Raw genomic sequence first — 13,378 nt, 5'->3', positions numbered from 1 at the left:
GAAAAGGATGCGCCGCGACGCGCAAACAGCACGCCGCGGCACACAGGTGTTTAGCCGCCGGAAATATCCAGCTCAGCCTCCGCCAGGCCCAGACGCTCAGCGTCCCCCAGGATGCGCGAATCCAGCCAGCCATCAGGCAGGTGCGGCTGCTTGGGGCTGCCGGCGCGACCGCGCGAACCCTCCACAGCGGCACCCGGGTAACCAATCGAGTGGTCCAGCTGAGCAATCAGCTCACGGAAGGTCGCCAGGTCGGGCACCTGAGCCATCTTCGCGCGCAGCTCACCGCCAACAGGGTACCCCTTGAAGTACCACGCCACGTGCTTGCGGATCTCGCGCAGGCCTCGGGTTTCATCGCCGAAGGTTTCCACCAGCAGTTCTGCGTGGCGGTAAATCATGTCCGACACCTCAGTCAGGGTCGGGCGGATACGCTCCGACGAACCCTCAAACGCATTCTGCAGGTCGCCAAACAGCCACGGGCGACCCTGGCAGCCGCGACCAATCACCACGCCGTCCACGCCGGTCTGCTCAACCATGCGCACCGCATCCTCGGCGGAGAAAATATCGCCATTACCCAGGATCGGCACATCCGGAATCAGCTCACGCAGCTGCGCAATAGAATCCCAGTCAGCCTTACCCGAATAATGCTGAGCCGCAGTACGACCGTGCAGAGCAATCGCCGCAACACCGGCATCACGGGCGATCTTGGCGGATTCCAAGAACGTAATGTGGTCATCGTCGATGCCCTTACGCATCTTAATGGTCAGCGGAATATCGTTGCGGGACGCCTCCTTCACCGCGGTCTGCACAATCGCAGTGAACAGGTCAGTCTTCCAGGGTAGGGCGGCGCCACCGCCTCGGCGGGTCACCTTGGGGGCAGGGCAACCAAAGTTCAGGTCGATATGGTCGGCACGGTCCTCTTCAACGACCATGCGCACAGCCTTGCCGACGTTGACCGCGTCAACGCCGTAAATCTGGATGGAGCGAATCTTCTCGTCCGGGTCATGCTCAATAATGCGCATGGACTCGGGCTTACGCTCCACCAGGGCGCGCGCAGTCACCATTTCGGTAACGTACAGGCCGCCGCCATATTCACTGCAGAGGCGGCGGAAAGCCTTATTGGTCACGCCAGCCATCGGGGCGAGAACCACGGGAGTATCAACGGTCAGATTGCCCAGTTTCAGGGGCGGAAGGGTAAGACGGGGTGCTTCAGAATTCACCCCTATATTGTGGCATACGGGGGCAAATCGAGAACCGGACTCAGCTGAGGGGGTACAGGAACGCAGTGCAAGCTCAGCAACCGTGAGGAGGCGCAGGTACGCGAGAGGGGCGGAGGAGCATTCCACTCCCCCGCCCCTTCAGCAAGAGTCAGCCAGCAGGCTCGGTACCGAGAATCTACCTAGTAACCTACTCGGTCACGTAAATATAGGTCGGGTCACCCTCCACCGAGGCAGTGCCGGCACGCAGCAGCACGTCGGTCACCTGAACCAGCGCCTCCATGGCGTCGTCAACCTCAACCAGCACCGGGTACTTAGCGCTCAGCAGGGACAGCACCTGCATAATCGCCTCCACAGCACCCTCATTATCGAAGTCGTAGCCCAGCAGCAACTCCGTGGCGGTCTTCTCATCCACCAGCGCCGCCTCCGGGTCAGTCTCGAAGGGGTGGTAGCTCACCGCAAACGCCACAATCGGGCCCTTCTTACCCTCAGCAGCAGCCTCACGAATATGGTCACGAAGCACCACGGCACCAAAGGCACGCACCTCATCCGAGAGGAAATAGCGGTTCACGGTGCCCAAACCCACCTCGGCGGGAACATCCCACTCGTGGGCGCGGCGGTAGAAATCCCACAGCGCGGCGGTCAGCTCAACCGAACCGGTCGCCAAATCCTCAATCGCCTGAGTCTCGTTACCGTCAGCGTCCTCACGCAACGACACCGGAGGAATCGCCCCCGGCTCCACACGCACCATACGGGAACGCTGAACCAGCTTCATACCAGTTGCCTGCGCGAACTCCTCACCGTCACTAAACGGCGACAGCTTCACACGCAAAGCAGTCGTCTGACCGTGCGCCGCCGCAATCTCACGCAACGCATCCAGCAGGGCAGTACCAATACCCTGACGGCGGTGGTCAGCTGCGACCTCCACATACGACCACAGACGCGTCGGATGCAGCAGCGAAGCCACCACAGTACCCGCAGCCACCGGAACACCCGAAACAGTCACCACCAGGGTACGGCTAAACGGCGCGTCACTGTCCGGGCCAAAGAGGCCACGCTGGCGCTCCTCAACCTCATTGCGGGCAGAGTTCCAAATCTCAAGCAGGGCAAGGTCATCACCCTCCTGCCAAGGGCGAATCTCAAATTTTTCGCTGAGGCGTTCAGCCATATCCGTGCACCTTTCCTTTGCTCGCGTCAAACGTGCCAATCAGTCTAACCAGGGTAGCCCAAATACACGACGGCGGGTAGCCTCTTTCGCTCTAAGAAGCTACCCGCCGACCATGTTATAAATTATTTTTAGCCTGCCAGGCGTGCAGCCAGGTAAGACTTCACCTGATCCAGAGCCACACGCTCCTGGTTCATGGTGTCACGCTCGCGGATGGTCACAGCCTGATCCTCAAGAGTGTCAAAGTCCACGGTGATGCAGAACGGGGTACCGATCTCATCCTGGCGGCGGTAACGGCGACCAATAGCGCCCGCCTCGTCGTAGTCCACGTTCCACAGGCCACGCAGCTCATTCGCCAGCTTAGTTGCCGGCTCAGACAGCTCAGCCTTCTTCGACAGCGGCAGAACAGCAGCCTTCACCGGTGCCAGGCGCGGGTCGAGCTTCAGCACGACGCGCTTATCCACGCCACCCTTAGTGTTGGGTGCCTCATCCTCGACGTATGCGTCAACAAGGAACGCCATCATGGAGCGGGTCAGACCGAAGGACGGCTCAATCACGTACGGCACGTAACGCTCACCGGTAGCCTGGTCGAAGTACTCAAGCTTCGCGTTGGAGTGCTTGTTGTGAACGCCCAGGTCGTAGTCGGTACGGTTCGCAACGCCCATCAGCTCGCCCCACTCGGAACCCTGGAAGCCGAAGCGGTACTCAACGTCAATAGTGCCAGCCGAGTAGTGTGCACGCTCCTCCTTAGGAACGTCGAAGCGGCGCATGTTGTCCGGGTTGATGCCCAGGTCAACGAACCAGTTCCAGCAGTCCTCAACCCACTCGTTGAAGTACTTGTCAGCGTCATCCGGGTGCACGAAGTACTCGATTTCCATCTGCTCGAACTCGCGGGTACGGAAGATGAAGTTACCGGGGGTGATCTCGTTACGGAACGACTTACCGATCTGGCCGATGCCGAACGGCGGGCGCTTGCGGGATGCGGTGACCACGTTGTTGAAGTTCACGAAAATACCCTGGGCGGTCTCGGGGCGCAGGAAGTGCAGGCCATCCTCATTGTCGACCGGGCCCAGGTAGGTCTTCATCAGACCGGAGAAGTTCTGCGGCTCAGTCCACTCGCCACGGGTGCCACAGTTCGGGCAGGCAATCTCTTCCATGCCTTCAGCCGCGCGGCCCTTCTTCGCCTCAAAGTTCTCCAGCAGGTGATCCTGACGCAGACGCTTGTGGCAGGACAGGCACTCAACCAGCGGGTCGGTGAAGGTCGCCACGTGACCGGATGCCTCCCACACTGCACGGGGCAGAATAACGGAGGAGTCCAGGCCGACCATGTCCGCGCGGGAGCGGACGAAACGCTGCCACCACTGCTGACGGATGTTTTCCTTCAGTTCTGCACCGAGGGGGCCGTAGTCCCATGCGGAGCGGGAACCGCCGTAAATTTCACCGGCCTGGAAAACAAAGCCGCGGCGCTTCGCGAGCGCAATAACGTTATCGAGGGTGGACTTTTCAGCCATAGTTACTCCTTCTGCCCCGCCACCGGCTGTGACGTGCGTGAGTTCGGGTTGATAAGAGGCGAGGCCCAGAACGGGGCGCCCGTATTCGCGCTCATCGGCGCAATATGCACACTTTTTGATGCAAGACACTAGGGTACCATCACCACCCCACCCCTGGGTATGCTCTTGCCCCTCGCCGCTCCCCCAAATCTCTGGAAGCCAGGACGCACCCGGCGAGATAAACTAGAAGGCATGGAAGAAATTTTTATTCGCGACGACATGATCCGCCTCGGCCAGTTCCTCAAGCTCGCCAACCTCGTAGAGGACGGCGCGCAGGCACGCGAGGTCATTCAGCACGGCCTGGTCAAGGTCAACGGCGACATTGAAGAAGCACGCGGCAAGCAGCTGCACCCCGGCGACACCGTCAGCTTTAACGGCGTGACCGTGAAGGTTGCGCACGAGGACTAGCCAGACCTTTTATTCCGTTTGAGATAGGCCTTTTTAGCAAGGCTAGGAGGCAGTGCTCGTCCTCGTTCCTCCCCTCACTAAGCAGGGGCGGGGCGCCGCATATTTCCTCCGCGCCTACGCAGGGGCACCCGTCACCCGGACGCTCCGCTTCCTCCTCGCTCCGCATCGGAGAGCGTCCGGGATGACACCCTGCGGGCGCATCCGGAAAACGCGGCCGCGCCCGCACAGTACCCCAGCACGGAAAGGCGGTATCGTCCGAACGTGACATCAGGGTGCCCGAAGCGAAGCGAGGGCGGGTTCCCTGTAGGAACGAGGACGATAACCGCCTTTCCAAACGGAACTACACGTAAGCCCCCGAGTCGTCAGACCCGGGGGCTTTCCATATAGTCGATTTAGGCGTCGGAGCCTTCCACGGCGCCGGTCGCCTCCGCAACCTTCTGCGCACGAACACGCGGCTCCTTACCCTGCACCTTCACCTCCAGGAACTCGCCCACATGGCGAATCTCCATGGCACTCACGCCGTGGCCCGCACCGGCGTACAGCACCTTAATGCCGTCGGTGTACTTGCGGATCCAGTCGTAGGTGTAGTTCACCATCTCCTGCGGGATGACGGGGTCTTCCTGGTCGCGGCCGAAGAACACCGGCAGCTGGGTTTCCTTGAGCTCCTCGTCCTTGAAGTACGGCGAATCAGAGTCCACCGCGTAGCCGGACAGGCCCACCACGGCAGCAAACTCGCCGGGAGCGTGACGCACCATCGAAGTTGCGATACCCATACCCTGCGAGAAGCCCAGCAGGGTCACCGAAGCGTACGGTTCGCGGTTCGCGCGTACCCACTCCAACACGTAGTCGCTCGCCTGCTCAATGGCGCGCTGGTCAGATTCGAGCTGCTGGTTCAGCGGGTACCACTGGTAGCCGATAGCGTCTGCGGCAATGTAGGCGCCGCTCGAGTCCGCGGAGAACTGGGTGCCAACCGGCTGCGGTGCACGCATGGAGGCGTAGGTGAAGCCCTCCTGCGGAAGGTGCGCCGCCAGAGACAGCAGGTCGTGCTCCTGGGAGCCGTAGCCGTGCAGCATGAGCACCAGGTGGGTGCCTGCACGTTCGTTCTCGGGGCGGGTGTATTCGACGACGTATTTGTTTTCGCTCATGAACCCATCTTAGCGAGGACTCCCCCACAAACCTGCACCGCAGGTTCCGCCGCTAGCTTGACCCTCACCTAACGTGAGGTTTTAGAGTGAAACCATGGACGCGAACATAACACCACCTGACGGGCAGCACGAATACACCGTGGGAGAAGCGGCATCATTGCACGGGCTAACAGTCCGCACGCTGCACCACTGGGAGCACCGAGGCTTACTCAACCCGGCGCATGATGAGTTCAACGGGTACCGGTACTACACCGACGCAGATCTTGAACGAATCACCGTCATCATGGGGTACCGCGCCACCGGCATGAGCCTTGACGCCATTCACAACATACTGCAGGACGAAGCGAACAGCACCGAGCATCTACTCGCTCAGCGGGATATGCTTCAACGCAAAATCGTCGCGTACAAGCGCATGCTTGAAACCATCGAACATCTTTTGGAGGACACCATGGCACCTAAAAATGAGCAGCTCAGCGCTGCCGAAAAAGCAGAAATTATGGGTGAAGGGTTCAGCCTCGCCCACCAGCAGGAAGCGCAGGAGCGTTACGGAAAAACTGACGACTGGGCAGAATATCAGCGCCGTACCGCAACGATGAACCGTGCCGACTGGCAGAACGGCAAACAGCAGGTTGAGGAGGTGGAGCACGCCCTCGTCGAGGCGTTCAACCGCGGCGTGCAGCCGGGCAGCGAGGAGGCGAACGCGCTCGCCGAGCGGCACCGCGCCTCCCTGTTCTTCTTCGAGGTCACCCCCGCCAAGCACGCGATTCTGGCTCGCGGCTACGTTGAGGATGCCCGCTTCAAGGCGCACTACGAGAAGCTCGCGCCCGGGCTTGCGGAGTGGCTGCGGGAGGTCATCTTTGAGAACGCTCGTGCGCACGGTGTTGACCCGGAGAAAACTACTTGGGGGTAGACTTCCGAGGTGAAGATACCTCGTGACTGAGCCTGAGTAGCTGAGCACGAAAAGACGCCCGGATTCCCTGTGTGGGAATACCGGGCGTCGGCATGCATACCTGCATGAAAATTAGACGGTTATCTAGCGGGTGCCATCGAGGTGGCTGCGGTGCTCCTGAATACGGCGATCCAGGTGCTCAAGGTTCTGCTGCAACCCCGCAATCTCGTTTTCAATCTTTCGGCGGGCGCGCTCCATCACATCAATGGACAGGGCGTGATCATCCGGATTGTCCAAGATTGTACGAATGTCGGCAAGACTCATGCCGGCCTGACGGCAGGTAGCAATAAACCGTGCTGCGGAGATAGACTCCTCATCAAAAATACGGGTTCCGTGAGCATCACGGGGCACCGCAATGAGCCCCTCTTTCTCGTAATAGCGCAGGGCGTGGGTGCTCACCCCCAACTGCTCCGCTACCTCTTGAATACTTACCACAGCGTTAATGCTATGGGGTTAGAGCGGGTCTAAAGCAAACTGAGAACCTTTACCTTCCAGTGCAACAAGAGGCTACTTCCGCGGTATCTCGCGGAGCTTTCAAAAAGCGCCAGAAAAACCGGAAAATATTCCCTGACCTGGAACAATAGCCCACAAATATGCGCAAAGAAACGCCGAATGCTCGCATTGTGCAAGCACCCGGCATCTCCTTACCTAACCTTTAGGGTGAAGGTTAATTCTCGGCGGGCGGAAGAACCTGTGAAGACACTCTCTGCCGGCACGGAATTTACCCGTATGTAGGTGGCATAAGCAGCATTCAGAAGGCACCTAGCCGATGCCCCCGATGCTGGTGGTTCTAGTGGGTGACGGTACCGTACAGGCGAGTCATCGAGTCCAGTGCCTCACGCTCACGCTGCGCCTCACTCGGGGTAGCAGACCCCTCCTCAACACCCAGCGCACGAGCCAGGATACGCTCAACCTGCTTCGACTCAATCAGGAAGCCGTCATGGCCGTGGTTCGACTCAATAATGTCCACGGTAACCGGGGTGGGCAACGCCTCCGCCAGGCGGTGCGACTCATGCGGGAAGAACAGGCGGTCCGTGTTTACCGCCGCAATGGTCCACTCGCAATCGGTGTGAGCCAGCGCCTGCGCCAGGGTGCCGCGGCCACGAGCCACATCATGCGAAATCAGTGCCTCGTTGACCGCCAGGTAGCTGTTCGCGTCAAAACGCTCAACCAGCTTGGCGCCGTGGTGGTCCAGGTAGCTTTCGATAGCGTAGCGGCCACGCGGCTCACCCAGAGAGCCACCCACGGTGCTTTCGCCGCGGTTTTCCTCGCGGCCGAAGCGGTGCTCCAGCTCGGCGGGGCTACGGTAGGTGGTGTGTGCAATACGGCGCGCCAGGGCAAGGCCCGCAGTCGGCGCGGGGCCAGCATAGTAGTCACCGCCGGCGAAGTTCGCGTCCGAACGAATCGCAATGTTCTGGGTATGAGCCCACGAAATCTGCTCAGCCGTCGCCGAAGGACCGGAGGCAATCACCGCGCATCCGCGCACCAGCTCAGGGTTGGTTGCCGCCCACTCCAAGGCGCGAGCGCCGCCGAGGGAACCACCAATCACGTAGCGGAAGCTGGTCACACCCAGTGCACGAGCCAGGTGCGCCTCGGCACGTACCGAGTCGCGGATGCTTACCTGTGGGAAGCGGGAACCCCAATGCTCACCGGCACCCGGGTAGCCTTCGGGAATGATGCTTGCCGGGCCGGTGGAGCCGTAGCAGCCGCCCAGAATATTGGGGGCAATCACGAAGTAGCGGTTGGTGTCCACGACCGAGCCGGGGCCCACGATGCCTTCCCACCAGCCATCCGATTCGATAGCGCGAATCAGCGGGGCGGGCATATCCGGGGTGGGTACGCCACGGGAGACGTGCGTGTCACCGGTGAGCGCGTGCAGAATCAGGATGGCGTTATCGCCAGCCTCATTGAGGGTGCCCCAGGTTTCGTAGCCGATGGTGACCTGCGGCAGGGTCACGCCGGATTCGAGCTCCAGGTCGCCGATGTTCAGCTGACGCAGGTAGCCTTGCGCTTCGGGGTGTTCGCGCTGGGTGCCCGCCACGGGGATGGGCGCGGTGACAGGCTGGTTGATAGTGCCGGATTGCTTGGAACTGGACAGCGTGGTGCCGGACTGGCTAGTGCTCTGGGCGGTCATGGGGTTCCCTTCACTGGGTTGGCCGGCGAGGTAGTGCCGGGTGTGAGCGGGGTACTCGTCTGTGGGTAGAAGAAGCAACAGGTTGGGCGGCAACAACGCCGCACAGTTACAACATGCTCCGTAACGGGGAATCCGCAGGTGGACCGAAAAGCCGTAGCTTGCCGGTCCACCTGCGGGTTGCATCACCGTTTAGGAGAGGGTATCGAAGCCCAGCTGCAGGTCAGCGAGAATGTCGTCGATGTTCTCAATACCGACAGCAAGGCGGACGAAGTTCGGGTACACGCCAATCTTCTCCAGTTCCTCAGCGGAAAGCTGAGAGTGAGTGGTGGAGGCGGGGTGAATCACGAGCGAGCGCACGTCACCGATGTTCGCCACGTTGGAGTGCAGCTTCAGCGCGTCCACGAAGTCGCGGGCCTGCTCCAGGGTTGCATCCTTGAGGGTGAAGCCAAGAACCGCGCCGGGGCCCTTGGGCAGGTACTTCTGTGCACGCTCGTACCAGGGGGAGGATTCCACGCCAGCCCAAATAACCTTCTCGACCTGCGGGTTTGCTTCGAGCCAGTGGGCAACCTTGGTGGCGTTCTCAATGTGGCGTTCGATGCGCAGGGAGAGAGTCTCCAGACCGATACCGATGTTGAAGGCGTTGGTCGGGGAAATCGCGGCGCCGGTGTCACGCAGCAGGGAGACGCGAGCCTTCAGGATGTAGGAGAGGTTCGCGCCGAACGCGGAGTCCTTACCCAAATCGCGTGCGTAGACCAGGCCGTGGTAGCCGGGGGCGGGCTGGTTGAACTTGGGGAACTTCTCGGGGTCTGCACCGTAGTCGAAGTTACCGGAGTCAACGATCACGCCGCCGATGGAGGTGCCGTGGCCGCCCAGGTACTTGGTGGCGGAGTGGACGACTACGTCTGCGCCGTGCTCGATGGGGCGCAGCAGGTACGGGGTGGGTACGGTGTTGTCCACGATCAGGGGCACACCGTTTTCGTGTGCAATCTTGGCGATGGGCTCAATGTCGAGCACGTCGTTGCGGGGGTTGGGCACGGACTCACCATAGAAGAGCTTGGTGTTGGGGCGGACTGCAGCGCGCCATGCGTCCAGGTCGTCCGGGTCCTCAACAAAGGTGGTTTCAATGCCCAGGTCGGCGAGGGTGTACTTGAGCAGGTTGTAGGTGCCGCCGTACACGGAGGGCGAAGCAACAACGTGGTCGCCTGCACCGGCAATGTTCAGGATTGCGTAGGTAATAGCTGCCTGACCGGATGCCAGCAGCAGCGCGCCTACGCCGCCTTCCAGGGAGGCGATACGGTTTTCGATGACTTCCTGGGTGGGGTTGTTGAGACGAGTGTAAATGGGGCCCAGCTCGGCGAGGGCGAAACGGTTCGCTGCCTGCTCGGCGCTGTCAAAGACGAAGGAAGTGGTCTGGTAGATAGGTAGTGCCCGAGCTCCCGTTGCGGCATCCGGCGCCTGACCTGCGTGGATCTGGCGGGTTTCGAACTTCCAACCTGCGGGGTTGGCGGGAGTCGGGACGGTAGTGTTGTTGCTCATGCGTGGCTCTCCTAAGGGGATAGTTAGGGGGCCGCATGCCGACGGTACAGGAATCGTCGTCGAATAATCCTGTCACGATTGATGTACCGGTTTCGGTCACATCGGTCCCGCGCTTGCGTCACGCTTGTGCGTGCCGCCCGGTCTTCACCCAGGGCACCCCACCGCGGAGGAGGGTTGCCGGCCAGCTAGCTGGGGCTTATCGCTGGCGCTCTTGACCTGTTATTTAGAGTGTCATAGGGCACGGGGCGGGGTCAAGGTTTTTGTGGGTGCGCGGTACTTTAAGACATTTCATTGCAAAGATGACGTTTTTTAACGTCTGTCATAAAACGTGAACGACGGTGCCGGGGCAATCCGAGGGCGAGGCAATCGAGACGCGGAGGCGGACACCCCCACCATCCGCACAGTAACCCCCATCACTTTTATCTACGGTTTTTCGGTACACTGAAATGACACATACACTCACGCAGGGTACAACTCGCTACGGCTCGCTACGCCGTTTATCCTGCTCAGCATCCCTCCGGTATAGGAGCCAGAGGGTCATACCCGAAGGTTACCTACCATGTCTCTTGTTCTTGATGCGGCGCAGCTCAGCCGCGTCTTTGGCAAAGGTGAAAACGCTTTTACCGCCGTCGACCGGGTGTCGCTTCGCGTCAGTTCCGGGGAAATTCACGCCCTCCTCGGCCCCAACGGTGCGGGCAAAACGACGACCGTGCAGATGTGCTCGACCTTGCTTACTCCTACCAGCGGTAGCCTCACCGTGAACGGTGTGGATGCTATCGCTCACCCGCAGCGGGCTCGCCGTCACGTGGGCCTAGCTTTGGGAGGGGAGAACGGCTTCTACCCGCGCGCCAGTGCCCGCGATAATCTGCTGTTCTTCGCCGATGTTGCGGGGGTTTCCGGGCGGGCTCGACGACACGAGGTGGAGCATGCCCTAGCCCGTGTGGAACTCACCGATGCGGCAACGCGGCCTGTCCAGGAGTTTTCCCGCGGCATGAAGCAGCGCCTGCACATCGCCCGTGCCCTGCTCGGATCCCCCTCTCTGCTTCTGCTGGATGAGCCGACCAACGGGCTCGACCCCGATATCGCGCTGACGGTGCGTGCCCTGATCCGTTCCCTCGCGGAAGACGGTGCCGCCGTTCTGCTGACGAGCCACCTACTCGGCGAAATCGAGGATCTGGCGCACACCATCACCGTTTTGGGTGCCGGTTCCGTTGCTGTCAGCGGCACCCTCGAGGATGTTGCCGCTCACGCCGGTATTGCCGCCACGACCGTGGTGCAGGTTGAAGCCACCGCCACCGAGGGTCTCGATGCGCTGCGTAGCTTCCTTGGCGATCGGGCGACAGTACTTTTTGCCCCGCGCGGTTCCGGCTGGGAGCTGACCCTCTACTGGCACGGCGAGCGCACCACGTTCGAGGCGGGTGAGGCGCACCGCATCCTGGCGGAGGGGCTTGCCGCGGCGAATATCGGGGCGCGAACCGAGCCGTACACGCGCCCGGCAACCCTGGAGGAGGCCTACCTGGCGATGGCGGAGGGGCTCAAGCGATGAGTACTCGGACGCGACGCTCGGAAGAGTTCCAGCGGCAGGACCGGCGGTACGATCTGCGGCAGGAGTGCGCCCGGCAGCTGCGGCTCATGAGCTTTAGCCTGCGACAGTTCTTGACGGTTCCGTACTTTATTCAGCTGCTCATCAGCACGGTGCTCGGCTCGGTCATCCTTCAGGCGCTCGCCGTGCACGCGGCGGCGCAGAGCTCCACGGGTCACTCCGTTGACCCGACCCTCGCGTGGACCCGCGCGGGCATTGTGGGCATGTGGTCGGTCTGCATTGTGTCGGCGGGCATTATCAATTTTGAGCGTTTCCGCGGGACCCTCGTGTACCTGTGTTCAGGGTCGATTTCTCCGGTGCGGGTGCTGGCGGCTATTGTTTCGAGCGCCTCCATTGTGGGTCTGGCGGCTTTGCCCCTGTCGTGGGCGGTTTGGGCTCTCGTGACGCTCAACCCGCAGGTCACAGACTTTTCTGCCCTCTGGCCGCGCTACGTTCTGGGCGTTCCCCTGCTGTGGCTTGCCTGCTTGTCGGTCACGTTCATGATTGCGGTGTTTTTCGTGGCAACGCCGAACGCTATCGCCTACGAGGAGCTTCTGCTCGTGCCGGTGTTTATTCTCTCCGGGGTTCTTTTCACAACCGTTGAGGCACCCGCCTGGCTGGACGCCGTGGGCGTGCTCATTCCCCTGCAAGCGCCGGTGCACCTGCTGCTTGGGCGTACCGCCATCACTACCCCAGCGGATGCGCTGCTACCCATAATTCAGACCCTGGTCGTGAGCTTCATCTGGGCGGTATGTGCTTTCCTCTTTGCTCGGAAGGCTCTCGCCTCCGCCCGTCGTCGCGGCACCCTGGGGGCGATGTAGCGTGCGTGTTACTGATTCCCTGCCCGGCGTGGTGCGTCGGGCACTGTCTACCGCCTCTATTGGCTGGTCGTCGTCCATTACCTTTGCGACCCTCGGAACGGCTATCACGACCCTGGTACTCGTGCCGGGCCTCAACGTGCTTTTCACTGTGCTTTTGGGTGCCGACCTCGCCGCGAACGATACGGTGCGCATCGGCTGCGCGACCGCCCTGATTGCCACCCTCAGCTCGGTGGCAGCCGGCATTGTTGCGCGCGTCGCTACCGACCGTTGGATTGGTGTCTTCGAGTACGTCTGCACGGCACGCCCGGTGGATGCGGGCTACTGGCTGGGCGCGGCTGCGGTACCCGCGCTGTTGGCCTCCGTGACGGGGCTGAGCAATGTGGGCATCGTGTGGCTACTCTCCCTCACGGCGCCCTCCACCGGGGCGGCTTCGGGGCTTCTGCTTGGAGCCATTGCGCTGATGCCGGTTGCGGTTCTGGGAGGGGTCTGCCTGGGCATTTTTGCCGCCGGGCTGGGCCTGTACCTGTCCGATCCGTACACCGGGTCCAATGTCTTGTCGATTATTCTGCCGGTGAGCGCGGGCGTGATTGTGCCGGTGAGTACCTACCCCGCGTGGCTTGCGTGGCTGTGTTCCTGGGTCCCCGGGTCCCGACTGGTGCAGGCTTTAGATACCTCTGGCGGTATTGCGAACGGCACCACCCCGGAGCTCTTCGCACCCCTGGCGGCAGACGCGGCACTGGCGGTACTCTACGCCGCAGTGGGGTTGGGGCTGACCTTCCTTGCCGCCCGCCGCATCCGCGCCGGTGCCCGGGCCTCGCTGCTGTAGGCGCGAACCCAAGATAAAAAGAACGAACCTTTTAAGCGCCCACTCCCC

12 protein-coding genes and 1 riboswitch are annotated in these 13,378 nt (G+C 61.6%); of the genes, 5 read left to right on the top strand and 7 right to left on the bottom strand.

What is annotated here, in order from left to right:
• Positions 1-50: 50 nt before the first annotated feature.
• From dusB to HXO69_RS04865, 3 genes are all read right to left on the bottom strand, one after another.
• The gene (gene dusB, locus HXO69_RS04875) at positions 51-1,217 is read right to left on the bottom strand and encodes a tRNA dihydrouridine synthase DusB (RefSeq protein WP_049355088.1); all 1,167 of its coding nucleotides are present in this window, start codon (positions 1,215-1,217) and stop codon (positions 51-53) included.
• 187 nt (positions 1,218-1,404) lie between these two features.
• A complete protein-coding gene (locus tag HXO69_RS04870) occupies positions 1,405-2,382 on the bottom strand; it encodes a GNAT family N-acetyltransferase (protein ID WP_005508826.1) in 978 nt (325 codons plus the stop codon).
• Between the two features lie 128 nt (positions 2,383-2,510).
• On the bottom strand, positions 2,511-3,890 hold the full coding sequence (locus HXO69_RS04865; protein ID WP_296545643.1) for a glycine--tRNA ligase: 1,380 nt from the start codon (positions 3,888-3,890) through the stop codon (positions 2,511-2,513).
• A 231-nt stretch (positions 3,891-4,121) separates the two neighbouring features.
• Here HXO69_RS04865 and HXO69_RS04860 point away from each other — a divergent pair, with 231 nt between their 5' ends.
• The gene (locus HXO69_RS04860; protein ID WP_060823767.1) at positions 4,122-4,337 is read left to right on the top strand and encodes an RNA-binding S4 domain-containing protein; all 216 of its coding nucleotides are present in this window, start codon (positions 4,122-4,124) and stop codon (positions 4,335-4,337) included.
• Between the two features lie 392 nt (positions 4,338-4,729).
• Here HXO69_RS04860 and HXO69_RS04855 read toward each other — a convergent pair whose 3' ends face one another.
• Positions 4,730-5,482 (bottom strand): alpha/beta hydrolase, encoded by a 753-nt coding sequence (locus HXO69_RS04855; RefSeq protein WP_296545642.1) that lies wholly within the window; start codon positions 5,480-5,482, stop codon positions 4,730-4,732.
• A gap of 94 nt (positions 5,483-5,576) precedes the next feature.
• On the opposite strand from HXO69_RS04855, the gene HXO69_RS04850 reads away from it, so the two are divergent.
• A complete protein-coding gene (locus HXO69_RS04850; protein WP_296545640.1) occupies positions 5,577-6,392 on the top strand; it encodes a MerR family transcriptional regulator in 816 nt (271 codons plus the stop codon).
• A gap of 123 nt (positions 6,393-6,515) precedes the next feature.
• On the opposite strand, the gene HXO69_RS04845 is transcribed toward HXO69_RS04850, so the two are convergent.
• From HXO69_RS04845 to HXO69_RS04835, 3 genes are all read right to left on the bottom strand, one after another.
• On the bottom strand, positions 6,516-6,866 hold the full coding sequence (locus tag HXO69_RS04845) for a MerR family transcriptional regulator (RefSeq protein ID WP_294642703.1): 351 nt from the start codon (positions 6,864-6,866) through the stop codon (positions 6,516-6,518).
• 355 nt (positions 6,867-7,221) lie between these two features.
• The gene (locus HXO69_RS04840; protein WP_296545638.1) at positions 7,222-8,565 is read right to left on the bottom strand and encodes a homoserine O-acetyltransferase; all 1,344 of its coding nucleotides are present in this window, start codon (positions 8,563-8,565) and stop codon (positions 7,222-7,224) included.
• Between the two features lie 189 nt (positions 8,566-8,754).
• On the bottom strand, positions 8,755-10,101 hold the full coding sequence (locus HXO69_RS04835) for a bifunctional o-acetylhomoserine/o-acetylserine sulfhydrylase (RefSeq protein ID WP_005507037.1): 1,347 nt from the start codon (positions 10,099-10,101) through the stop codon (positions 8,755-8,757).
• A 104-nt stretch (positions 10,102-10,205) separates the two neighbouring features.
• A riboswitch (SAM riboswitch) is annotated at positions 10,206-10,318 on the bottom strand.
• Positions 10,319-10,660: 342 nt separating this feature from the next.
• Between HXO69_RS04835 and HXO69_RS04830 the strand changes: the two genes are divergently transcribed.
• From HXO69_RS04830 to HXO69_RS04820, 3 genes are read left to right on the top strand one after another with little or no spacing between them, the layout of a single operon-like run.
• Positions 10,661-11,647, top strand: a complete 987-nt coding sequence (locus tag HXO69_RS04830; RefSeq protein ID WP_296545636.1) for an ABC transporter ATP-binding protein — start codon at positions 10,661-10,663, stop codon at positions 11,645-11,647.
• The gene (locus HXO69_RS04825; protein WP_296545634.1) at positions 11,644-12,504 is read left to right on the top strand and encodes an ABC transporter permease; all 861 of its coding nucleotides are present in this window, start codon (positions 11,644-11,646) and stop codon (positions 12,502-12,504) included. The genes HXO69_RS04830 and HXO69_RS04825 overlap by 4 nt, the downstream gene beginning before the upstream one ends.
• A gap of 1 nt (position 12,505) precedes the next feature.
• Positions 12,506-13,330, top strand: coding sequence for an ABC transporter (locus HXO69_RS04820; RefSeq protein WP_296545633.1), 825 nt, complete (start codon positions 12,506-12,508; stop codon positions 13,328-13,330).
• Positions 13,331-13,378: the final 48 nt, after the last annotated feature.

Source organism: Rothia sp. (in: high G+C Gram-positive bacteria), from assembly GCF_015265375.1.
GTDB lineage: Bacteria > Actinomycetota > Actinomycetes > Actinomycetales > Micrococcaceae > Rothia.
This window is presented reverse-complemented; position numbering and strand designations above follow the sequence as displayed.

Excerpts from the sequence above, each read along its gene's own strand:
- HXO69_RS04860 (WP_060823767.1), top strand. The coding sequence starts at position 4,122 with ATGGAAGAAATTTTTATTCGCGACGACATGATCCGCCTCGGCCAGTTC.
- HXO69_RS04850 (WP_296545640.1), top strand. The coding sequence starts at position 5,577 with ATGGACGCGAACATAACACCACCTGACGGGCAGCACGAATACACCGTG.
- HXO69_RS04835 (WP_005507037.1), bottom strand. The coding sequence starts at position 10,101 with ATGAGCAACAACACTACCGTCCCGACTCCCGCCAACCCCGCAGGTTGG.
- HXO69_RS04855 (WP_296545642.1), bottom strand. The coding sequence starts at position 5,482 with ATGAGCGAAAACAAATACGTCGTCGAATACACCCGCCCCGAGAACGAA.
- HXO69_RS04865 (WP_296545643.1), bottom strand. The coding sequence starts at position 3,890 with ATGGCTGAAAAGTCCACCCTCGATAACGTTATTGCGCTCGCGAAGCGC.
- HXO69_RS04840 (WP_296545638.1), bottom strand. The coding sequence starts at position 8,565 with ATGACCGCCCAGAGCACTAGCCAGTCCGGCACCACGCTGTCCAGTTCC.
- HXO69_RS04825 (WP_296545634.1), top strand. The coding sequence starts at position 11,644 with ATGAGTACTCGGACGCGACGCTCGGAAGAGTTCCAGCGGCAGGACCGG.
- HXO69_RS04870 (WP_005508826.1), bottom strand. The coding sequence starts at position 2,382 with ATGGCTGAACGCCTCAGCGAAAAATTTGAGATTCGCCCTTGGCAGGAG.
- HXO69_RS04830 (WP_296545636.1), top strand. The coding sequence starts at position 10,661 with ATGTCTCTTGTTCTTGATGCGGCGCAGCTCAGCCGCGTCTTTGGCAAA.